This is a genomic window from Shewanella maritima (assembly GCF_004295345.1).
In the GTDB taxonomy this organism is placed as follows: Bacteria; Pseudomonadota; Gammaproteobacteria; order Enterobacterales; family Shewanellaceae; genus Shewanella; species Shewanella maritima.
On record NZ_CP036200.1, the window covers coordinates 2733136 to 2755138 of the forward strand.

At 44.9% G+C, this 22003-nt stretch carries 18 protein-coding genes; 4 read left to right on the top strand and 14 right to left on the bottom strand.

What is annotated here, in order from left to right:
* Window positions 1–263 precede the first annotated feature (263 nt).
* The gene (gene fieF, locus EXU30_RS11750; RefSeq protein ID WP_130600270.1) at window positions 264–1139 is read left to right on the top strand and encodes a cation efflux pump FieF; all 876 of its coding nucleotides are present in this window, start codon (window positions 264–266) and stop codon (window positions 1137–1139) included.
* A gap of 216 nt (window positions 1140–1355) precedes the next feature.
* Here fieF and EXU30_RS11755 read toward each other — a convergent pair whose 3' ends face one another.
* Window positions 1356–2603 carry a sensor domain-containing diguanylate cyclase gene (locus EXU30_RS11755; RefSeq protein ID WP_165399009.1) on the bottom strand — a complete coding sequence of 416 codons (1248 nt, stop codon included), beginning with the start codon at window positions 2601–2603 and terminating at the stop codon, window positions 1356–1358.
* A gap of 219 nt (window positions 2604–2822) precedes the next feature.
* On the opposite strand from EXU30_RS11755, the gene EXU30_RS11760 reads away from it, so the two are divergent.
* Window positions 2823–3842: an NAD(P)H-quinone oxidoreductase gene (locus EXU30_RS11760; RefSeq protein WP_130600274.1), complete on the top strand. Its 1020-nt coding sequence runs from the start codon at window positions 2823–2825 to the stop codon at window positions 3840–3842.
* 367 nt (window positions 3843–4209) lie between these two features.
* Window positions 4210–4656, top strand: a complete 447-nt coding sequence (locus tag EXU30_RS11765) for a hypothetical protein (protein WP_130600276.1) — start codon at window positions 4210–4212, stop codon at window positions 4654–4656.
* Window positions 4657–4778: 122 nt separating this feature from the next.
* On the opposite strand, the gene EXU30_RS11770 is transcribed toward EXU30_RS11765, so the two are convergent.
* The 5 genes from EXU30_RS11770 to EXU30_RS11790 all read right to left on the bottom strand — a co-directional run bounded on the left by EXU30_RS11770 (window position 4779) and on the right by EXU30_RS11790 (window position 11298).
* Entirely contained in the window at window positions 4779–5246 is a 468-nt protein-coding gene (locus EXU30_RS11770) for a GNAT family N-acetyltransferase (RefSeq protein WP_130600278.1), read from the bottom strand.
* 57 nt (window positions 5247–5303) lie between these two features.
* A complete protein-coding gene (locus EXU30_RS11775; RefSeq protein WP_130603439.1) occupies window positions 5304–6344 on the bottom strand; it encodes an aldose epimerase family protein in 1041 nt (346 codons plus the stop codon).
* Window positions 6345–6439: 95 nt separating this feature from the next.
* Window positions 6440–7579 carry a galactokinase gene (gene galK / locus EXU30_RS11780; protein WP_130603441.1) on the bottom strand — a complete coding sequence of 380 codons (1140 nt, stop codon included), beginning with the start codon at window positions 7577–7579 and terminating at the stop codon, window positions 6440–6442.
* 243 nt (window positions 7580–7822) lie between these two features.
* On the bottom strand, window positions 7823–9193 hold the full coding sequence (locus tag EXU30_RS11785; RefSeq protein ID WP_130600280.1) for a sigma-54-dependent transcriptional regulator: 1371 nt from the start codon (window positions 9191–9193) through the stop codon (window positions 7823–7825).
* Window positions 9190–11298, bottom strand: coding sequence for an ATP-binding protein (locus EXU30_RS11790; protein WP_130600282.1), 2109 nt, complete (start codon window positions 11296–11298; stop codon window positions 9190–9192). Before EXU30_RS11790 ends, EXU30_RS11785 begins: the two co-directional genes overlap by 4 nt.
* A 336-nt stretch (window positions 11299–11634) precedes the next feature.
* Between EXU30_RS11790 and EXU30_RS11795 the strand changes: the two genes are divergently transcribed.
* Window positions 11635–13419, top strand: coding sequence for a flavocytochrome c (locus EXU30_RS11795; protein ID WP_130600284.1), 1785 nt, complete (start codon window positions 11635–11637; stop codon window positions 13417–13419).
* Window positions 13420–13884: 465 nt separating this feature from the next.
* Here EXU30_RS11795 and EXU30_RS11800 read toward each other — a convergent pair whose 3' ends face one another.
* The 8 genes from EXU30_RS11800 to EXU30_RS11835 form a co-directional block, all read right to left on the bottom strand.
* The gene (locus EXU30_RS11800) at window positions 13885–14049 is read right to left on the bottom strand and encodes a DUF2164 domain-containing protein (protein WP_130600286.1); all 165 of its coding nucleotides are present in this window, start codon (window positions 14047–14049) and stop codon (window positions 13885–13887) included.
* 74 nt (window positions 14050–14123) lie between these two features.
* Window positions 14124–14792, bottom strand: a complete 669-nt coding sequence (locus EXU30_RS11805; protein WP_130600288.1) for a Bax inhibitor-1 family protein — start codon at window positions 14790–14792, stop codon at window positions 14124–14126.
* Window positions 14793–15802: 1010 nt separating this feature from the next.
* Window positions 15803–16819, bottom strand: coding sequence for an ankyrin repeat domain-containing protein (locus EXU30_RS11810; RefSeq protein ID WP_130600290.1), 1017 nt, complete (start codon window positions 16817–16819; stop codon window positions 15803–15805).
* A 1011-nt stretch (window positions 16820–17830) separates the two neighbouring features.
* Window positions 17831–18436 (bottom strand): hypothetical protein, encoded by a 606-nt coding sequence (locus EXU30_RS11815; protein WP_130600292.1) that lies wholly within the window; start codon window positions 18434–18436, stop codon window positions 17831–17833.
* Window positions 18437–18780: 344 nt separating this feature from the next.
* Window positions 18781–19164: a gamma-butyrobetaine hydroxylase family protein gene (locus tag EXU30_RS11820; protein ID WP_130600294.1), complete on the bottom strand. Its 384-nt coding sequence runs from the start codon at window positions 19162–19164 to the stop codon at window positions 18781–18783.
* Window positions 19165–19373: 209 nt separating this feature from the next.
* Entirely contained in the window at window positions 19374–20702 is a 1329-nt protein-coding gene (gene hslU / locus EXU30_RS11825) for an HslU--HslV peptidase ATPase subunit (protein ID WP_130600296.1), read from the bottom strand.
* Window positions 20703–20724: 22 nt separating this feature from the next.
* Window positions 20725–21249: an ATP-dependent protease subunit HslV gene (gene hslV / locus EXU30_RS11830; protein WP_130600298.1), complete on the bottom strand. Its 525-nt coding sequence runs from the start codon at window positions 21247–21249 to the stop codon at window positions 20725–20727.
* Between the two features lie 180 nt (window positions 21250–21429).
* Window positions 21430–22002: an SPOR domain-containing protein gene (locus tag EXU30_RS11835; RefSeq protein WP_130600300.1), complete on the bottom strand. Its 573-nt coding sequence runs from the start codon at window positions 22000–22002 to the stop codon at window positions 21430–21432.
* Between the last annotated feature and the right edge of the window lies 1 nt (window position 22003).

Genomic DNA, 22003 nt, shown 5'->3' on the forward strand with positions numbered 1-22003 from the left:
AAGTGCCAATGGCTCTTTGGCCCTGGGTTATACTTAGCACTATGTTTCTAGCGAGATAGTTTTGTTTAGTTCAAGGCGAAGCTGCGCGTAAATAGCTAGTCTATTGCAAGTAGCTTCAACGCAGAAGTAGGCAAAAATAGCCGTTAGAAACCGATTTATTATCTCGAGCTCAGGTTATATCTAAGTAAAGCTACTGGCTTAACTTGCCTGCCACCGTTAAGCTTTTATTAACTCCGCACTTAAATCTTTGTTGGATAACGCTGATGTCTGCACAACCTGATTCTGAATATGACTTTTGGGTCAAACTTGCTAGCCGCGCTGCAGTGGCAACAGCCATTACCCTAATTACCATTAAGTTGATTGCCTGGCTGCATTCAGGCTCGGCGAGTATGTTGGCGTCTTTGACCGACTCGGTTGCCGATACATTGGCATCAGTGGTGAATTTTATCGCCATCCGTTATGCCATTTTACCCGCTGATGCCGATCATCGTTTTGGTCATGGTAAGGCAGAACCGCTAGCTGCATTAGCTCAATCGGCATTTATTCTCGGCTCGGCATTTCTATTGTTGTTCTATGGTGGTGATAGGTTGATTAACCCTGTGCCAGTCAATCAGGCAACTTTGGGCATTATTGTGTCGGTTATTGCCATTGTGCTCACGCTAGCGTTGGTGATGCTTCAAAAAAGGGCGCTGGAGAAAACCAACAGCACTGTGGTTGAGGCGGACTCTTTGCATTATAAGTCTGACTTATTGCTCAATGGCGCAGTATTGCTGGCTTTGGTACTGGCGCAATATGGCTGGTGGTGGGCTGATGGCTTGTTTGCCATCGCAATAGCCTTGTTTATTGGTCAGCAAGCTATTGATTTAGGTTTTCGCTCGATTCAAACCTTGTTAGACCGCGAGCTAGATGAAGCAACGCGTCAGCAAATCATAGATACAGTTAAGGCTCATAAGCAAGTGAGCGGTGTGCATGACCTACGCACAAGGGAGGCGGGAAAAACCACCTTTGTGCAAATGCATTTAGAGATAGATGGTGAGCTTAGTTTACGTGCAGCTCATAAAATTGCAGATGAGGTGGAATCGAGCGTGGCAGCCTTGTTTGACGATGCTGAGGTGATAGTCCATCAAGACCCGACGTGATGCAAGGCGGCTAGCTAAGGACAAACGAACTTTGATGGTGCAAGACGCCGTAAAATCATCCATGATGGCTCCACTTTAGCATCCCTTCTAAAGAGGCTTGCTTCCTCAAAGTTCATTTATACCTCATAAAAACGTGCAATAAATGTTCATGAACGGCTAGCTATTTAATGGCTACCATCTACTCGTAGCGGTCTATTCGCGGCTATTTGCTTGTAACTATTTATTAGCTATCACCGTCTGGTTTTTCCCCTGAGTTTTAGCTTGATACAAGGCCTTGTCTGCAGCGTTAATCGTGGCGCTCAAACTAATGCTATCTTGCTTAAATATCATGGGTGATAACCCAAGACTGACACTCAGTTTTATGTCGTGCTGCTCAGTTGAAAACAGATGGTTTTCCAGTTGATGACGCAATGCTTCGCACTTGTTGTAGGCGTTGTTGATGTCGTAGCACGACAACAAGATAACAAACTCTTCGCCGCCCCAGCGGCCAAATAATGCATCGTGGGGTAAATTGGCGGCAAATAGGTTCACTAAATAGCAAATTGCCTCATCACCAATTTGATGGCCAAAACAGTCATTGATGTGTTTAAAGTCATCAATATCAAAGAGCACGCAGAAGTGGCTGAGTGGATCGCCACCATTTGCGAAAATCTGCTCTGCTTTTTGGCTAAAAGCGCGGCGGTTAAGAATTTGCGTTAGCTCATCAATTTCTGCTTGGTGTTGCAGCTGTTGCTTTAATAGATACTGCTCAGTGGTGTCGGTTAAGGTCACCTGAGATGCACTTTGCCCTTCCCACTCAATATTACGCTCAATGAGTTCAACCCATACTTCTTCGCCATTAGGTTTAATGCATTTGATTTCCGTTTTGGGTGAGGCAGCTAACTTATTGCCTTCATGGTCATCCAGCACTTCGGTAACTGTGATGCGCTGTTTTTGAAAGTCTGGGTGAATAACCGAAATAATCGACTCCAATGCCAATACTTGCTCAGGGTAGTCAAAACCTAAAATATTTGCGTAGGCTTGATTACAAAAGAGTGGCTTGAAGTGCTGGTGTACCAACACGCCTTGCACTGAGCCATCGACCAACTCACGATAGCGCTTTTCGCTGGCGGCAAGTCGGTCACGAGTAAGCATGACGTCAGACAGGTCGACTATGGTGATTTGCAGTGCGCTGCGTCCTTGCCACTCAACAATGTGCTCTACCGCCAGCACTTGCATCGGCGTGCCATCGAGGCGGTGATTGATATAGCTGCGAACTTGAGGTTTCTCTATACCACTCATCAAGGCATAGTAAGTATGAGCAGCAATATCGCGGGAATCAGGGGCAATTAAATCAAGTACTGAGCTTAACGCCAGCACGTCGTTAGCACTATCAAAACCAAAGGTCTGCGCAAAGTTGTCGTCGACATGTAGTGGAACAAAGTCACGGTGAATAATGACACCATAATGAGCACTATAGTCCACAGCTTCTCCTTCCAAGGTATTTGAGGGCTAATTTTAATTTAGTTTTGAGTAAAACACCTGAGTTTTGGGATAAATATACCTGAAGTTCAGGTGCACAAAGAAGTGTGTAGCTCGCAGTTTATTGATATAACCTATTAAATTTATATTACTTTGTCTGCAACTCGTGTTTTTTTAGCAATTGATAAAAAGTGTAATCACTAACCTAGCAAGGACAGTATTATGACCCAAATTTGTCAGCCATTTACCTATGTCGACTTGCCTGACACAGGTGACGCAAACATGATGCAACTCGCCAAGGGTGAGCTTAAACAGCTAGGTGCTAATCAAGTATTGATTGAAGTGCACTGTGCTGGTGTAAATGGCCCTGATATTAAGCAGCGTCAAGGCGCATACCCTGCGCCTAAAGATGCCAGCCCAATTCTGGGTTTAGAAGTAGCTGGTACCGTAATCGCGATTGGCAGTGAAGTGAGTCAATTGCAAGCTGGTGATAGGGTTTGCGCTCTAGTGCCTGGTGGCGGCTATGCTTCCCATGTGGTGACCTATGCGCAGCATTGCCTGCCGATCCCTCTAGGTATGTCGATGATGCAAGCGGCCGCACTGCCTGAAACCTTTTTTACTGTGTGGGGCAATGTGTTTATGCGCGGTAAACTGCAAGCAAATGAGTGGCTACTTGTACATGGCGGCGCAGGAGGCATAGGCTCTACTACGATTGCGTTGGCTAAGGCGTTTGGTGCCAAGGTGATCGCCACAGTTAGCTCAGCGCAAAAGCGCGATTATTGTTTACAAATTGGTGCCGATCATTGCGTGCAGGTGCCAGGTTATGGCGCAGATGCACAAACATCGTTAGTTGACGCTGTGCTGAGCCTGACCAACGGGCGAGGTGTAGATGTGGTGCTCGATATGGCTGGCGGCGAAATGATTAACCAAAACCTTAAAATGATCGCCTCAGATGGGCGTATCGTATCCATTGCAATGCAATCGGGTGCTAAGGCTACAGTAGATGTATTTAGGTTAATGGCAAAACGGGTCATTTGGACCGGCTCAACCTTGAGGCCACAATCTGTTGCCGCCAAAGCAGCAATTGCAGCAGAGTTGAAGCAAACTGTTTGGCCGCTATTGGATGTTGGCACGATACAGCTACAGGTCGATCGCAGTTTTGCGCTTAGTGAAGTAGTTGCAGCGCATGAGTATATGGAGTCTGGAGAGCACAAGGGCAAAATCGTCTTGCAACTAAAGTAGTGGCGCTGGAGTTGGATAGATTGGCAAGCGGTCAGTTTTAGAAACACAAAATTTGTTTTTGGCAGCTTGAACCTTAATATTTTTCGACTAAATTATGAGCAAGCTAAGGCGCTGTGCAATTTTGTTGCCTGTCTTATGCGTGAACGGTAAACCATGAGTTAGTTTTGTGAACTAGAGTTAAATTTTGAATCAAGTGCTGAGTTTTTAGTAAAAAATTCATTATTAAAGGCATTGATTCTGGATTTTTTTCTGTTTAAATACGGTCATTAAGGCAAAGCAGATATAAGCCTATTCGCTGTGACTAAATCTGCTTGTAATCAATAACTTTTACACTTCCAATATGTGTTGATTAAAGGTGTTAGCATATATGTTCAATAAAGCTGCGAAACAAGTTTGGTACGGCGAATTACGCACCAGCAAGGGTAATACAGTTGTGGTCTATGACGGCGGCTTACCAGAGGCCTCTCCTGGCCGATTAAACTTCTTCCACTCTGGCCGTAATGCCATTATCGAGTTTGTCGAAGACATAGTGACTCCCAATCTCCATGATTTAGATGCTGAACAAACTAAAGCCGCTAAAGCCGAGTTTGGAGATGCCTGGGAAACGGCTCGTAATGAGTTTTTAGCAAAGCATCCATCACGACTGGATTTATCTGCCGTGCCAGATAGTGCACCGGCTACCAAGACTAAATCGAAAGATGAAGAAATGGTTGAAGAGGAAGTCGTTGAGTACATTGAAAACGACGATGATGATGACGATGAGGACACCAAAGACTTTGATGAAATGGGTGACAACCTAGATGACATGGATTAATCCATGTGCTTTTTAAACCAATTGGCATCCGCATCACTATTGATGTTATTGAAACAAAAAGGAATAACCTAGGTTATTCCTTTTTTGTTGCTAGCATTTGTCTCGAACACGAATTATTGGCATTAGCTGCTGAGCTCTTTTTGCATAGCAACACAGTCCATCACAAAACCTCGTGGATTATTGTATTTGATGACCGTATCGCCAACATAGCCTAACGAGTGATAAAACGGCGCAGCATTCAGCGTCGAGTCAAGGTGGACGGTATTGATATTATTCTCGAGAGCCAAGGCTTCGAGATAAGCCATGATCTGCCGCCCAACGCCTTTACCCATAAATTCAGGCTTAACGAACATAGCGTAGATTTTGTTTTCGCTATAACTGAACGCGCCTAGACCAATAATTTCATTACCTTCAAAAGCAACGTAAAAGTTACTTTCTAACTCAGCTGCAAAGCCCTCTGGTAGCGAACCATTGAGCCAAGGCTCAATGACTTCAGGAGGGTAATGTTCAATGCACTGGGCCTTGATTGACTGTTTACGGATCTGCCATGCGACATCAATGTCACGTCTGGTCGCTTTGCGTATTTGCATCAAACTTCCTTGTAGTTATTGGCTAGCCGATAGCAGCTCGCGGCAAATAACTGGTAATTAATCTGCTAACCCAAACTGATAACGACTGACATGATGATAAGTCTCGCCCGGCTGAGTAAAACCATTGCCTGGCAGGTGAGGTTGATTTGGCGAGTCAGGCACCAGTTGCGGCTCAATACAAATCGCTTGATGGTCGTTATAAACCTGCTGTTGATAACCCACAGTGCCAGATAAGAAGTTAGCGCCATAAAGCTGCACGCCAACCTGATTGGTGTATAGGGTTAATGAGCGGCCCGAGTTTGGCTCAACAATGCTGCCGAAACGTTGCAGCTGGTTGGTGTCAGTTTGCTCAAGTACGTAGCAATGGTCGAAACCATTTGTCGCTGCAAGTGCAGTGCGCTGAGTTTGCACCGCCATAGGTGTGGCTTGCAGCATATCAAGATCAGTCCCTGAAACATTGAGCATTTGCTGCGGAATGCCGACGTCATTCATGGTCAAATATTGCTTGGCATCAACTTGCACTAAATGCTCAGTATTGCTGTGGCACTGCTGGCCACCAAGGTTGAAGTAGCTGTGTTGAGTTAAGCTAAGCGGGCAAGTTTTGTCGGTTGTGGCTTTAATGTCGACAGTGAGGCTATCGCCATCTAAGCGGTAATCAAGAGTCACATTACAATTGCCGGGAAAGCCCATATCGCCGTCAGGACTACTTAGGGTTAAGCGTACGCCATCATCAAGCAAATTCATTTGCCATTGTTTGAGGTTAAAGCCTTGCTCACCACCATGCAGACAATTAGTGGCGTTGTTCACGCTTAACTGATATTGCTCACCGTTAACGGTGAACTGACCATTAGCGATACGGTTAGCATAGCGCCCGGCAATGGCGCCTAAATGAGCAGATTGCTTAAGGTAGTCTTCAATGCTGTCGCAGCCCAATACAATATTGTCATGCTGACCGTGCTTGTCGGCTGTGGTTAGGGTACGAATAATGCCACCAAGGCTTAGCACTTCCATGGTAATTGCGCCGTTATCTAACTGTACTCGCTGGATCTCACCGCCGCGTGGGTCTTGCCACGGCTGAAGTTGGGTTACCTTTACCATAGTCATTTTGTTATTGCCGTTCCGTTTACTTTGTCAGTGTTAGTGTCAGTGCTAATGAATTTGCTAAAGCAGGGCGTTGTCCATGTAGACGTTAATTACAAGCGGCTAGCGCCGCTAGATGCTGAGCATAAGTGGATAACAGCGTCTCGCCCAGTTTGTTTAAAGAATGCTTGCTCAACCAGATTAATCACATCATCGGTGAGGCTGTGGTCAACCAGGGCGATAATGCAGCCATCACTCATTCTTACGCCGCCATTATCACCAATTAACTCATCAATTAGGGTCACGAGTTTATCGGCTTGTGGATCGACAGCATCAAAGTTCTCACGCAGAGAATGCTGTGAGTGACGCATTAGCTCGCTAAAACGTGGCATATTGTTTTCTTGCAATGCCCGCGCCGCACTTGCCGTGCGCTGGCTCTCGGTCATCACGTGCAAAGCGCGATGATATTGGGTTTCGGTTAAGGATTGCTTAGCACGTTGCAGCTGCAAGTGAGTTAAATCGCGTAGGGAATCGAGCCCAAGAATATCGGCAATTTCAAAGCATTCTTGTCTGCGCTCTGCAAATTGAGCGGTGAATTTTTTGCGGTCGATTTGTGGGTCGATAACAATCAGGCTTAGTGAGTCAGGCAGTTTCACTGGCTCGCTGTCGAGGGCTAAACAGTCGATAAGCAGGGCATGATCAGACTCAGCTAATGCACTGATCATTTGATCCATAATGCCGCACTGTTGGCGCATAAGTTGGCTTTCGGCGCGCTGCGCAATTTGGGCAATGGCAAGTGGCGACAAATGCAGTTGGTCGGCGTAAGAGATTGCTGTACCAAACGCGATTTCAAGTGCGGCAGAAGAAGATAAGCCTGCGCCTAAAGGCACGTTACCAACAATGGCGAGATCTAAGCCTTTGGCGGATAAACCCGATTGCGCCATCGCGGCGGTGATCCCTTTAAGGTAATTGAACCACAATCCGTCATCGTCAATATTACCTTCGTTACCAAACTCCCACTGCTCAATTTGTCCCGGAAAAGCATCGCTCACCGCGCGGAATTGATAATCGTCGCGGTGTTTAACAGCAATAACCGTATGAAAGTTGATGGCAACGGGCAGCACTAGGCCTTCGTTGTAATCTGAATGTTCACCAATAATATTGATCCGCCCAGGAGCTTGATAAAGCTCGTCGGCGGTGGTGCCAAAGGTTTGTACAAAAAGCTTAGTTGCACGCTGAGCAGGGTTTGCCATAGTCATCGACTTCCACACAATCAAAATGGTAATGCCTGCAACATTGGCAAGCATATATGTGATTTAAATCACTTTATTATAGTCAGTCTTATAGCATGGATGACGGTAGAAATTAAGCGGCTTTGGTGCGAATGTGGAAAATTGACTATTAAGGTGAATTATTTGATAGCTCAGCATTTTGGCATATAAGCAACAAAATGCCGAGTTTTGTTTATAATATATTGATTTTTATGGATTTTGTTTCTACTTATCTTTAGTTAAGCGTCTGCTTAATGCACTTTGGCTAATGCCCAGCATTTGCGCAGCAGCAGTTTGGTTTTGTGCACTGCGACTCATGGCCTCATCAATCAGTGCCTGACTGATTTCAGCTAAGGTTGGTAGTTCAGCACCAAAACTAAATTTAGCCACGGGAGCGGCCACATCTTTGCAATCATTTACTGCCTGCATAAATGGCGCAGTATTTAGGGTTACGCTACTGCTGCGACTTACTGCATCCAAAACCATGGCTTTTAGCTCGTTAATATTGCCGGGGAAGGGATAGTCTTGTAGCTGAGTGGCAAGGTTAGCAGGGACTGGCGGCGGGCTTAATTCAAGCTCGTTGGCAGCCTGTTGCACAAAGTGGTTTAACAAAATGCTGATGTCGAGGCGACGCTCTCGCAGCGGCGGTAAACTGAGTTTGTGACCGCGTAGGCGATACATTAAGTCACTACGTAACTTACCGTCTTTATTAAGTGCTAAAAGATCTGCTTGAGTAGAGGCAATAAAGCGGCAGTTAACCGCGTAGCTTTGCTCGCTGCCAAGTGGGAAGTATACCTTCTGCTCTAGTAGCTCAACCAGCTTTGCCTGACTCTCTCTGGGCAGCTCAGCAATCTCTTTTAAATAAATAATACCGCTGCCCGCTTTATGGATTGCACCAGCCACTGACTTTCCCGGCTCAGTGCTTAGCTCGCCGTATAACTGCTTATCAAACTGGCGTGCCGATATCCCCGCGAGGTTGATGGTAATAAACGGCGCATCTGGCGCACTAAGTAAGTGGCAACTTTGCGCAAAAGCTTGCTTACCGCTGCCGCTTTCACCCTCAATAAGAATCGGCTCAGGGCTAAAGGCAATGGCTTCAAGATAGCGAAATTGATCCAGTACCGCAGGCTCGCAGGTGAGAATATGGCTAAACGCATCAGGGCGGCTTAAGGTTTTACTCAAAAAGCTGTCTTTAATGCGCTTGTAGTTACGCTCTAGCCCAACTACCTCCAGCGCGCGCCTCACCGAGCGGCCTAAATCTGCAACATCATCGGTTTTAATGAAGTAATCATAGGCGCCATGTTTGATGCAGCGCACTGCGGTTTCCACTTCATTCACGCCAGTTACAATAATCACTCGGGTATTTGGCTGCGCCTGACGAATGCTTTCAAGTAATTGCTCGCCAGAGTGATAAGGCATGGTGAGGTCCAGGAGCACCAACGCATAGTCGGTGGCTTCGAGGCGATTCATTACCTGACGGCTATCAACACAGGTATCAATAATTGCTTCTGGCACTAAGCGCTGCAAAGTCACCGACAGAGTGCGTAGCCAAGGGGCTTCATCGTCTACTAGCAGGATGTTTCTGGCTAAGATCATAGGCGTGATTGCTCCTTGTGAATTGGCGTTGGGTCACTGGCTAAGCTTGAGCTAGGATTTAAACGGTCAAAGGTGAGGGTAAAGCGGCTACCTTGGCCTAGTGCTGATTGCACCAGCATGTTAGCTCCATGCTCTTTTAGGATGCGGCTACATACCGATAAACCAAGGCCGCTACCGCCATATGAGCGGCGCGTGGTAAAGAATGGCTCGGTGATCCGTGCAAGTGTCGCATTATCCATGCCTGAGCCTGTGTCGTTGACCATTACATACACCTTGTCAGCATCTTGTTGGGTAACAATGCTAATGGTGTCGGCTGATGAGTCGCAGGCATGACAAGCGTTTTGGATAAGATTAATAAGTACCTGATGCAGCTGCTGGGCATCGCCAGTAATGATTGGCTCAGGTTGTTGTAACTCCACACTTACCTGTAGGCGTTTTACTTGATTGGCAGTCAGGCGCAGCGCCACTTCAACCACCTCGTTAATTGAAACAGCCTGATGATGACTGTCTTCATGGGGCAAGGCATAACGTTTTAGGTCGTTTACAATGCGGCTAATGCGCTTGGCGCTGTCATCGACAGCTTGCGCACTGTGGTGCAGTTCTTCAAAGGCTTGCTCGGGCTCTAGCCCTGCAACTAGCCAAAATGGGTTTTGGTTTTGGTAGCTGTCTGCAGCGGCTTGTAAGTCTTTAATGGCGTCCATAAACAGGGCGACAGAATGAATGATAATGCCGGTTGGGTTATTTATTTCATGGGCAATACCTGCAGATAGCTCACCTAAAGATGCAAGCCTGCTAGCTTCGTCATTGGCCTGGCGCAGCACATGTTGTTCGGTGTTTTCTTGCACTAGCACCACAGCTTGCTCATTGGCGATCGGGTGAATTTGCACCTGCCAGAACTGCGAGTTGTAGCGCATGTCGGCAATGAATGAACCTTGGGTATCCAGTACCTGTTTGACGCTTTGCTCAAGCGCAAAGGGCATGCCGTCGAGATATTCGAACTCGTCTTTATGTAGCAGCTGCTCAGCATCGTTGCTCCATAAACAGTCCATTTGCCTATTAAGAATTGTCACGCAGTGAGGAATGCCATCTAGCACATTTTGAAATTGCTGCGACAAGCTGGAAATTTGTTTCTCTGCGATTTTGCGCTGTTTTAGCTCAAGTGCAAGCGCCTCTGAGCGCACTCGTAAATTACGACTGACATAAGCAGTATAAAGCGCGCCGATCACCGAAATAAGCGCCACCACAATTGCCAGTGCTAGCATCTTTTGCTCTGTAGTGGTGATGTCGACTTTCTCGCGCCCAGTACCAAACCATTTACGTACTAAACGATCATATTCACCTGAGAGTTTTAGCTGCCTTAATGCGTCGTTAATATCACGCATCATCGCTTGTTTTGATGGATGGCTGACAAACGAAAAAGCGCCAAAAATAAGTGGGTTACTTGAGCTGCGCACTAAGGGATATTTAGGCTGTAAGCGCCGGGCGACAAAATTCTCTGCTAGTACCACGTCAACTAAATCTTCACCAAGCAGCTGAAAGCCGGTTTCGTATAAATCTACGGTAACTGGGGTGAAGTTTTGTGGCTGCTTTTCTAAAAACACATCAACCAGTGCACCATGTTTAATAGCGACACGTTTACCGTCTAAGTCTGACCAGGTTTCGATAAATGGCGCGCCCTGACGTGTATAGGCTTTAGCATGGGTTGCATAAATTGGGTCTGACTGGCTTAGGTTGCGTGAAATACCAATTGGCGAAACCACAGCAATCACATCAATATCGCTGCTTGGGTCTTCTACATCTTCAATCAACTGCTGGAAGGTTTTGCGGCGCACCATAATCGGTTTATCGAGTATCTGCCCAATGCGGTTCATCAACTCAACGTTAAAGCCTTGGTCAATGCCGTTGGCGCGCCACTCTAGCGGGGCCGTTTTGGAGTGCACGCCAAATACGATGCGATCGTAACTTGCTTCACTAGAGCGGATGGTCGCGCTGGTTTTTAGCGCTTGCTGAACCAGATTTTCATCGGCAATAGTGTCCGCAGCTATGGTATTAAAAACAACAGCTTGGCAAGTAATAAATAGGAGTAATCGAAGAACTGATTTCATTAAATTAGCTTAGCAAAATCAACTGATAGTAAAGGTGATGCAGAGCGCGGTTCTGAGTAAATCTTTACTGCTAAATACTGGAACATTGGCAGTGTATCGGTCGCGGCTAATTCAAACTCCAATTTTAAATATCACTCGTCAATGCTTTGTGATTAGGCTCACGGGGCATTATGCAAAAATGCATAGTCGTTCTCAGGGTTATGCATTTTTGCATAGGGGAAAATTGAAGATGTGATCCACGGATAAATTTGGAACGTGTTATTGCAAGTGCAATTGAGAGCGGCCAATTTGCGGCGCAAACTTACCTTAAAACAAACGTGTGACAAGGTGAGAAAAATGAAAATAACTAAATGCGCAGCACTACTAGCAGCGATTTTAGGAACAGCAGGATTTGCCGGTGGAGCAGTGGCAAATGATACATTGGCAGACTTCCACGGTGAGAACATGGAGTGTGATAGCTGCCACTTAGAGAGCGGAGAGCTATCGAACGACAGCCTGACTTATGAGAATGAGCAGTGTGTATCGTGCCACGGTACATTAGCTGAAGTTGCTGAGGGCAACACTCGCAAAAACTACAATGCTCATGAATCTCACTTCCCTGGTGATGTTGCGTGTACAGCATGTCACGCAGGTCACGAAAAATCTGTTAACTACTGTGACTCATGCCATAGCTTTGAATTTGATATGCCATACAGCGCTAAATGGGAGCGTTACGAGCCATCAATTGCAGAGCTAGCAAAAGACGCTGCTGACCGCAAAGCAGCACTAGCAGCCGATCCTGCCGCGACAGTTGATGTACTGGTCGTTGGTTCAGGTGGTGCTGGTTTCGCTGCTGCGGTTGCGGCACATGACAAAGGTGCCAAAGTCATGTTGATTGAAAAAGAGCCTGTGATTGGTGGTAACGCTAAGCTGGCTGCTGGTGGTATGAACGCTGCCTGGACTGATCAACAAAAAGCTAAAGACATCAAAGACAGCGTTGAGTCTATGTACAAAGACACCATGAAAGGTGGTCGTAACCTTAACCAGCCTGAGCTAGTTGAGATCTTAACCGGTAACTCAAAATCATCAGTAGACTGGTTAACTAGTCTAGGTGCTGACTTAAACGACATCGGTCGTATGGGTGGTGCTTCTGCTAACCGTTCTCACCGTCCGACAGGTGGTGCAGGTGTTGGTGCTCACGTGATTCAAGTGCTTTACGATAATGCTGTTAAACGCGACATCGACCTACGCATGAACACTCGTGGTGTTGAAGTACTTAAAGAAGGTGGCAAGGTTAAAGGCTTACTGGTTAAAGGTAAGTACAAAGGTTACTACTGGGTGAAAGCCGACGCTGTGATTATGGCGACAGGTGGTTTCGGTAAAAACAACGACCGCGTAGCAAGCTACGATCCTAAGCTTAAAGGCTTTATCTCTACCAACCAGCCGGGAGCAACTGGTGACGGTCTAGATGTAGCGGGCAATGCTGGCGCAGGCATGACAGACGTACAGTACATTCAGGCTCACCCAACATTATCTGTTAAAGGTGGTGTGATGGTAACTGAAGCGGTACGTGGTAATGGTGCGATTCTGGTTAACCGTGAAGGTAAGCGTTTCGTTAACGAAATCACTACTCGCGATAAAGCAGCGGCGGCTATCTTAAAACAAACGGGTAAAACTGCTTACTTGATTTTCGATGACTCAGTACGCAACTCACTGAAGAAAATCAACAAGTACATCAAGCTAGGTGTTGTACCAACAGCTGAAAGCCCAGAAGCGCTAGGTAAACTAGAAGGTATTGATGGTAAAGCACTAGCGGCTACTATCGCGCAATACAACAAGCTAGTGGCATCAGGTAAAGACACTGACTTTGAGCGTCCAAACCTACCGCGCGCACTAAATGAAGGTAACTACTACGCAATTGAAGTCACACCAGGTGTTCACCACACTATGGGCGGTGTATCAATTGACAAGAACTCAGGCATCCTAACGGAAGATAAGAAAGCGATTCCTGGCTTCTACGGTGCTGGTGAGGTTACAGGTGGTGTTCACGGTGCTAACCGCTTAGGTGGTAACGCAATCTCTGACATCATTACCTTCGGTAAACTTGCCGGTGAGAATGCAGCGAAATACTCAAAACAATAACCTCACTCTTGGAGAGGCGTATCTAGGACGATGAGCTTCTCCTTTTATTGATTTGAGTTGTGTGGCGGTAACTATCCCTCACTTAATGAGTCGCCACCATTGCTACTAGTTCGCTGATGTATCTGTGAATTACAGAAAAAGCAGTAGCAAGTTAGTTTTCATCACCCCAGTCAAAGGCAGGCCTAATGGTCTGCCTTTTTATTTGCATTGTTATCTGAACCCTAGTCGACCTGCTTTTCAATAGCGTAAATATCATCATCAATTGACTGAATGCGCTCTTCAAAAATCGCTTTGGCATCATTTAACACCAATTGGGATAAATAAGTGTTCAGAGATTACGCAGGAAAAGTCGCTTAGAACAAGGCGGAAATTGCAGCTAGCTAGTCATTCTACCTACAAAATTTCTAACGAAGTTATAAGCGGCTTTAACCAGTAAGAATGATCACATACTTGTGCTAATTGGTATCAGCCCTGATTATAAAAATAGCCGCCCATTTCTTTAGCGAAGAAGTCGAGTAGAAACTCAGCATCAAACTGCCCAAGATCTTGATTTAACTCATTTTCAAAGTAAGTCTGTAGCTTCTCTACCATGCGGGCGGTATCCGAGCTAGAAAATTCAATTTTAGACATGGTGATGTTTCCTGAAGTTGTGGGTCTAGCATCTAACAAGCGCAGGCTAGCGATTTACCTGCGCGATTAACGAATTAGCGTTTCAGTATTTCGAGAATACGTAAAAACAAATTGATGATGCTCATATACAAGTAGGCCGCCGCATCGATTGCATTGTCTAATGTTGGTTCCTGCTCACAAGCATGTACCCAGTAATAACCGATATACCCTGCAAATGTCACCACCATGCCAGCGTGGATGAGAATATTACTGCCGCCAAGCACAAAGATATAAACGAGTTCGACCGCGACTAAGGTTAAGCCAACTAAGGCGAGCTTACCGATAATGCTTTTAAAGAAACCGGGGAATAACATGCTCAAACACATCATGGTAACGGTTACTAGGGCGGTAAGCTCCATTGCATAGGTGATCAATGGTGTAGCAACACCGTCTGTGGCGATGTTAACAACCAGCCCTAATGGCACAACCACTAGGTTAAAACCAATAAAGCTGACTAGCGCGTTGCTTGAGCCCTGAAATAACGAGCAGCCCAATATAAAGCTGCCAAAATAGAAACCAAGGAACAGCAGTACGCTGTAATCGATAAATGCCGTTGGGTGAATGTTTTGCACCATCCACCAGTTAACCCCAAAGCCCCAACAAAGGGTGAGACCAAGTATTAGGTGGTACAGAGGTTTACTGATAACACGGTTACTCAGAGGGATGCGGGTTTGTTGTTGTACTTGTTTTTGTTTTTGGTGCATATCTTCTCTTTAAAATGACTCTTCAATGACTATACAAATCTGTATTGGTGCAAAATGCTTGCTTCGGCCGTGAAGCAGAAAGTGAGCATTTTAAAGCGGGAGTGAGTTGTTATATAGCTTGGCGTAGGCTGCTAATGTGCGATTGGTTAAATTGTGGGCATGGTTTTTGAATTTGAACGAGTGAGAGTAGCTCAAAGGGGGGGCTGAAATTAACTGGTGGTTAATTAAAACTTCGATTATAAACCAAAGGGTTTTAGTGAAAAATATTATAATTACTTCATATGTGTTGATGATTTATTTATATTGTCTCTTTTTGTTGTAATTTAAAGAGCCTTGTTAGAAGTGTTATTCCCCAGTAAGGCTCTTTAGTGACATATTTCGGCTTTTACTACGCTAAGATTTAAAATACGTTGGTATTATTTACATTCTTTGTTTTTAAATGCGTAGGGTAAAGTAAGGTTATTACTTCTTCATGCAGATTTTTGGTGCAATTCTACATATGTAGCTTCCAAAAGTTTTGTTGTCATTTTTTATTTGGGTTGATTCTACTTCTTGAGTGTTGCTTTTTGCTTGGGTTGGAAGTGAGATTAATAGGGATGCGATTGATAGTGTAAATACCTGAACTGTTTTCTTCATTTTTTCTTCCTTGCTTTTGGTTGATGTTGTTATTGCTTGGTTAAACCTATTTTAGTTTTGCAAGATATGCAAGCGTTGAAATAAATTATTTTTCGCAAGGCGTTGTTTTATACGTTATTTTATCTTTGTTATTATCGGTAAGGATTAGTATTTAAGTACTAGTAGTTATGTTGTAGCTTGTAGTATTTTTTTGCTTTATATAGATGGTTTTGTGCTTTGAATACTCTGTATTAATGGCGTGGCAATGCTGTTTCTCTGTATTTTAAATTGATTTGTTAAGTAACAAAATATAAATAACTCTTCGAGGTATGAATAGTTTCTTAATTCATGGCAAAGGTACAAGGTTGCCATTTCGTTATTAAAGACAGAATAAACTATTTTTTCTTTAGCAGCTCGATAATGTCTTGATATTGGTAACGCTCTGCGAGTTCAAGTGGCGTGTCGTTTTCATAGGTGGTTAAATCTTGCAGTGCGCCTGCTTCGATAAATGCTTTAGCCGCCTCAGTATTGCCGTGCCAAATGGCATCATGCAGTGGAGTGTAGCCGTTGTTTGGCCCTTGAGCGTTAAGCACCTGCGCTGCTCGTTTATCTTTAACTAACAGCTCAACAATATCAGGGTGTCCCATGTAGGCGGCTTTATGAAATGCAATTGCATCCATTGGGTAGCCTGTAATCGTTTGGTCTGCGCCATTATCCAATAGCAGCTTGACGATTTTCCCATATCCGTTTCGCGCAGAAATCAGTAATGGCGTGTGCCAGTCATTGCCGGTTGAATAAACCGGGCGACGTTGATTCACATCTTGCCCTTGCCTAAGCAGAGCGGATATTTGCTTCACTTTTTCTTGCTCAGACAGCTGAGTACTCTCGACGGTATTTAAGATTTTCTGTGATTCAAGTTGGGCAGTCTGCTCGGCGCGTTTTTGGGTAAATAGCTGCTTTAGGCTTTGATATAGCTTGGCTTCATGTGGTTCAACATTGCGATCCCAGCCGCCAACCATATCTTCAGCTTTGGCGCCCGATGGCGTCTTTAACTCAATGTTTAATTCTGAATATTGAAACAATAATTTGATGTTGTCGCTTTTTGAATACCAGGCAGCGACCATCAGTGGGCTGTGACCAGAGCGAGGTGCTTGTAGATTGATAAATGCGCCATTATCCAATAGGTATTTAAGGATCTCGGTATGATCGGTTTGCGCAGCAATATGAGCAGGACTATTACCCATTTTGCCATCCAACTGATTGATATCGGCACCTGACTCGACCAATGCTTTAACATCTGATAGTTGACCAGAAATAACAGCTTGATGCAGCTTAGGCAGCGGAGGTTCTTGGCTTGCGATACTCGCCGTTGAAACAAGGGAAAACAACATCAGGCTTATCCAAATTTTCATCTATACACTCATCAAATTCAAAGTCACAGATGTTTAGTATAGATTGGATTTTTTGTAAGGATTAGATGGGAAATAGCTAATTTATTATTAGGTTTTGGCTAATAATTGTTGTTTGTGAGATTTATCGAACCCATACAAAAACGCCTTACGTACCACACCGTGGTAGTAAGACGTATCTTCTAAACTCACCAACGTCCTACTCGACCTTGCCGCTCATGTTGGCTAGCGGAAATCCTGTTCAGTAATAAACGAGTTTCATATGCGTAGTTTAGTGTTTGTGAATGTTTAATGATTATGGGTGGCCATGTTACTCTTGAGATTACTAACGTCCCACGCATAATTGCCTTGTTAGGTTTTTACTTTTTCATTTAAGAGCTCTAATGCATTATCAAGTTCATTTTGCTTATGACCGACCTGACGTATTAAGCTTTCACGTTTTGAATCTATGAACGCCCTCAACTCTGTTAAAGAAAAGTGTACATCTGCGAAACGCTTGCACATCTCGTCATGTTCAGGAATTTTAATTTCTGAATGATTAAACCTATAAATGATTTCATTAAGTGATGCGTGGTGGTGAAAAAACAAAAGATACTTCTTGTTCAAAGCTCCAAAATATAGACTCTGAAACATTTTTAACTTGTGATAGAGAAGTTCAATCGTATCTTTTTGACTATTCCATTGTTCAAAACCACTATGTTCATGATTTTTTTAAGTAAAGAGAATATCTTTGGCTTTGTAGTTCGATCGTTTCTAATAACAATAAATAGAGCTCTTCTAATTTTCCACGTAATAGTTCTCTACGAGTTCTCCTTTCAAGAAACCACTGGTTAAGTAAAACTACAGTAATTGCAATAATTGAACTTAATATTGCTGTTCCTATAGTGATGTATATAGTAGAAACCTTGTCCATAAGTAAAATAATCTCGAAAGTTGAACTAAAAACCTAACGCTACCAATAAGCGGCGAGCGGAGCGAGTCCGGCGACCAACGGGAGCGTACTTAATTGGTTTGTTATAAATCTAGCTTCAGATCTCGACGCACTTCCTTAGCAATTGTTGAGAGCAAAGGAGATACACCTTTGATTACAACCCTCGCTTGCTCAGGCTTCACCTCTTTTTGATCCTTTTCTGCCATATTGCGCATTCTATTGATATGACCCATCAAGTCTCCCAATGCTCCCATGATGTTTGATTTTTCATTAAAGAAAAGAGCGTTCCTTGAGCAAAACTTGTACAACTCTTCGAATTGCCTAGATGATTCAACCAGCGTTTCTAGTTGCTTAGTCTCGGAGTCAATAAACATCGGTACAACGTAACTTTCCAATTTGATTTTAATATCAGCTAGCTTTGCGTAAGCTTCAGTTAAGACTTCGACCCGCTTTGAGTGGTTTAAATTGACCACATGAGTCATTCTTTCAAGTTCGGTTTGAAATTTTACCAAACTAGATTGTTGATGCTCCTCAATTTGCTTAAGACGAAAAGCGAGTTCCTCATTTGCGCTTCGTGCTTGAGCCGCAGCCTCTGCAGTTTTTCGCTGAGTAAATACAGCACCAAATAATGCAATGAGTGCGGCAGCCGTGCTAGCACATGCCGCAATATATACTGGTTCTAATGTCACTTCTTCAAGACTTCCATATCTAAATAAAATTTATAACATTTATATAGTGCGCATGCGCACGTAACGGGATTAACGCGCATGCGCGTTTTGCCAAGCTCCCACATCTGCAAATGCTCAATTAACTATTTGTATATATTGAAGTTAACAGATAACGGAGCACCATTCCATGTTGAAAAAGTGAGCATGCACACATAATGGGATTAATGCGCAAAGTTGATTAATTGAGTTGCAGGTAAGTCGCGGTTTACAGCAGGTAAGTGAATTGAAAAGAGCTTGCTTTAAGAGGGGGCGAGCAAAACAGCGAGTAGATTGCGACTCTATCAATCTACCCGCTATCAAAATCACTAAGAACTATACTGTACTGCCATATCAATAAGCGGCTCACGTGAGCCTTTCTCAGCACGTAAACGTGCCAGATAACGCTCCCAGATTTCGACTTGTTGACTGCCTAGCTCGTACAAAATCTTCCACGAGAATAAGCCGGTGTCATGGCCGTCATCAAACACTAGCTTTACTGAGTAATTGCCCACTGGTTCAATAGCGTTGATGTTCACATTCTTCTTGTGGGTGACCAAAATAGGATTGCCGTGGCGCTGCACTTCGGCTGATGGAGAGTGCACTCGCAGCATTTCGCAGCTGATGTTGAATACCTCACCGTTATCAAAGGTGACTTCTAACATGCGTGATTTACGCTTGAGTTTTATGCCTGAGACATTAGGTGTGGTCATGGTGTTCTCTCTCGTTTAATGAAGTGTGTTGCTAAAAGCTTAGTTAATAAAAAGGTGACTGTTTAACGTATTACTACGAAAAAGTGAGTCACCTAGTTTAGCGAATATAGCTTGGGGTAAATCAGTATTGGCTCACATTATAATGTTGCAGCGGCTAACTGCTAATCGCTAACCGTTAACTGATCACCACGCCAATAGTTTGCTAGCTGTTACAGAATGAAGCGGCTTAGGTCTTCATCTTGTACTAGCAGATCAAGATGCTCATTGACGTACTTGTCGTCAATCACAAATGCGCTGCCAGACTTGTCAGAGGCCTCATATGAGATCTCTTCCATCAGCTTTTCCATTACCGTGTGCAGGCGGCGGGCACCAATATTTTCAGTGCGCTCGTTCACTTGCCATGCAGCTTCTGCAATACGCTTAATGCCAGACTCGGCAAACTCAATGGTTACGCCCTCGGTACCCATTAATGCGACATATTGCTCGGTTAATGATGCGTGAGGCTCGGTAAGAATACGCTCAAAATCTCCTGCGCTCAGGGCGTCTAGCTCAACACGAATTGGCAGACGACCTTGCAGCTCAGCGATTAAGTCTGATGGCTTAGACATTTGGAACGCACCAGAGGCGATAAACAAGATGTGGTCAGTTTTAACCATACCGTGCTTAGTATTAACGGTGCAGCCTTCTACTAGTGGTAGTAGGTCGCGTTGTACACCTTCGCGTGATACATCTGGACCAGAGGTGTCGCCACGCTTACAGATTTTGTCGATTTCGTCTAAGAACACGATCCCGTTTTGCTCAACTAAATCGATAGCTTGTTCTTTAAGATCTTCTTGGTTGACTAGCTTGGCCGCTTCGTCTTCAACCAGTTGTTTAAACGCATCTTTGATTTTCATCTTCTTGCGTTTAGTGGTGTTTTGACCGCCCATGTTTTGGAATAGACCTTGAAGCTGGTTGGTCATTTCTTCCATGCCTGGAGGCGACATGATCTCAACGCCAATTTGCGGCGCAGCGATATCAATTTCGATTTCTTTGTCATCTAGCTGACCTTCGCGTAATTTCTTACGGAAGATTTGACGAGTGTTTGAGTCATCTTTGTTGTCAGCGTCCCACTCGCTCTTAGGCTTTGGCAGTAGGGCATCAAGAATACGCTCTTCTGCTTGTTCTTCAGCGCGGAAGCGGCACTTCTTCATTTGCTGCTCGCGGGTCATTTTTACCGCTGAGTCAGTAAGGTCGCGAATGATTTGCTCAACTTCTTTACCTACGTAGCCCACTTCGGTGAACTTGGTGGCTTCAACTTTAATGAATGGCGCGTTAGCAAGCTTAGCTAGGCGGCGGGCAATTTCAGTTTTACCTACACCGGTTGGGCCAATCATAAGAATGTTTTTTGGGGTCACTTCTTGGCGCAAGTCTGGCTCAAGCTGCATGCGACGCCAGCGGTTACGCAGTGCTACTGCAACTGAGCGCTTGGCATTTTGTTGACCGATAATGTGCGTGTCCAGCTCGTGGACAATTTCGCGAGGTGTCATTTCAGACATAGTTGTTCCTTACGCTCAGAATTTAGTAGTCGATTTGTTCAATCGTTTTGTGCTGGTTCGAGTACACGCATATATCGCCTGCAATGGTTAGCGATTTTTCAGCAATCTCACGGGCTGTTAACTCAGTGTTTTGAATTAAAGCCAGTGCGGATGCGTGGGCAAAGTTGCCGCCTGAGCCAATAGCGACAATGTCGTGCTCAGGTTGTACTACGTCACCATTACCTGTGATGATTAATGATGCTTCAGTGTCGGCGACAATCAGCATGGCTTCTAGGTTGCGCAGCATTTTGTCTGTGCGCCAGTCTTTGGCTAGCTCAACCGCTGATTTAAGTAAGTGGCCTTGATGCATTTCTAGCTTGGTTTCAAAGCGTTCAAATAAGGTGAATGCATCTGCGGTGCCGCCAGCAAAACCTGCTAGCACCTTGTTGTTATATAGACGACGCACCTTACGTGCATTGCCTTTCATGACAGTATTGCCGAGGGAAACTTGGCCATCGCCTGCGATGACAACTTGATTATTGCGGCGTACGGATACGATTGTAGTCACGGGAAATCCTCTTCATTTAACAGCCAAGGAGTCTGTGTCGTTGGCTGACTGATAAAGCAGATATGGGGACAGTGCAGATAAATTCAAGGTATAGATAACACTCAGGCCACATAAAGTGGCCTGAGCGGTGGATTTTGGGGCGATTAAGCTTTGGTTACTTGTCTTGGATGACTAGCAGACTTATTGCCACAGCCAAATTTTACAGCCGTTAATGCCGCCACGTTGCAGAATGTGGCGCTGGCTTTCAGCTTTACGTTTACCTTCAAATGGGCCAAGTACCACCTTGTACCAAAGGCCGGTTGTGCCTTCGGTGCGCTTAACTTGCGCTTCCATACCCTGGAATGCAATTCGCGCTTTTAGTTGTTCGGCCTGCGACTCTTTACGGAATGAGCCACATTGCATTTGGTAAAGCTTTACCTGCACCATTTCTGACTCAGGAATGTCTACCTCGATTTGCTTGTTTTCAAGCTCTTCTTGGTAAGTCCATTTTTGTTGAGGCTTAGGTGGCAGCTCGTCTTGCGCTTTTGGCTTAGGTTTGGGTTTAGTTTGCTCCTTAACTACGGGCGCAGGCTCAACAGGTGTTGGCGCATCGCTCGTGGCTAACCAGTACAAAAAGTAAATGAAACCGGCGGCAAAGCTGACGGTAAACAAGATGATACCGAATGGCACTGGCTTTTTAGCAGGCGCTTTTTTGCCGCGCGAGCTGCGCGGCTTAGCGTTTCTTGGTTTACGGTTGGCGTAATCTCGGCTCATA

Excerpts from the sequence above, each read along its gene's own strand:
- galK (WP_130603441.1), bottom strand. The coding sequence starts at position 7,579 with ATGGCAAACCCTGCTCAGCGTGCAACTAAGCTTTTTGTACAAACCTTT.
- EXU30_RS11835 (WP_130600300.1), bottom strand. The coding sequence starts at position 22,002 with ATGAGCCGAGATTACGCCAACCGTAAACCAAGAAACGCTAAGCCGCGC.
- EXU30_RS11765 (WP_130600276.1), top strand. The coding sequence starts at position 4,210 with ATGTTCAATAAAGCTGCGAAACAAGTTTGGTACGGCGAATTACGCACC.
- EXU30_RS11790 (WP_130600282.1), bottom strand. The coding sequence starts at position 11,298 with ATGAAATCAGTTCTTCGATTACTCCTATTTATTACTTGCCAAGCTGTT.
- EXU30_RS11810 (WP_130600290.1), bottom strand. The coding sequence starts at position 16,819 with ATGAAAATTTGGATAAGCCTGATGTTGTTTTCCCTTGTTTCAACGGCG.
- fieF (WP_130600270.1), top strand. The coding sequence starts at position 264 with ATGTCTGCACAACCTGATTCTGAATATGACTTTTGGGTCAAACTTGCT.
- EXU30_RS11770 (WP_130600278.1), bottom strand. The coding sequence starts at position 5,246 with ATGCAAATACGCAAAGCGACCAGACGTGACATTGATGTCGCATGGCAG.
- EXU30_RS11805 (WP_130600288.1), bottom strand. The coding sequence starts at position 14,792 with ATGCACCAAAAACAAAAACAAGTACAACAACAAACCCGCATCCCTCTG.
- EXU30_RS11820 (WP_130600294.1), bottom strand. The coding sequence starts at position 19,164 with ATGACCACACCTAATGTCTCAGGCATAAAACTCAAGCGTAAATCACGC.
- EXU30_RS11785 (WP_130600280.1), bottom strand. The coding sequence starts at position 9,193 with ATGATCTTAGCCAGAAACATCCTGCTAGTAGACGATGAAGCCCCTTGG.
- hslU (WP_130600296.1), bottom strand. The coding sequence starts at position 20,702 with ATGTCTGAAATGACACCTCGCGAAATTGTCCACGAGCTGGACACGCAC.
- EXU30_RS11800 (WP_130600286.1), bottom strand. The coding sequence starts at position 14,049 with ATGTCTAAAATTGAATTTTCTAGCTCGGATACCGCCCGCATGGTAGAG.
- EXU30_RS11795 (WP_130600284.1), top strand. The coding sequence starts at position 11,635 with ATGAAAATAACTAAATGCGCAGCACTACTAGCAGCGATTTTAGGAACA.
- EXU30_RS11760 (WP_130600274.1), top strand. The coding sequence starts at position 2,823 with ATGACCCAAATTTGTCAGCCATTTACCTATGTCGACTTGCCTGACACA.
- EXU30_RS11775 (WP_130603439.1), bottom strand. The coding sequence starts at position 6,344 with ATGGTAAAGGTAACCCAACTTCAGCCGTGGCAAGACCCACGCGGCGGT.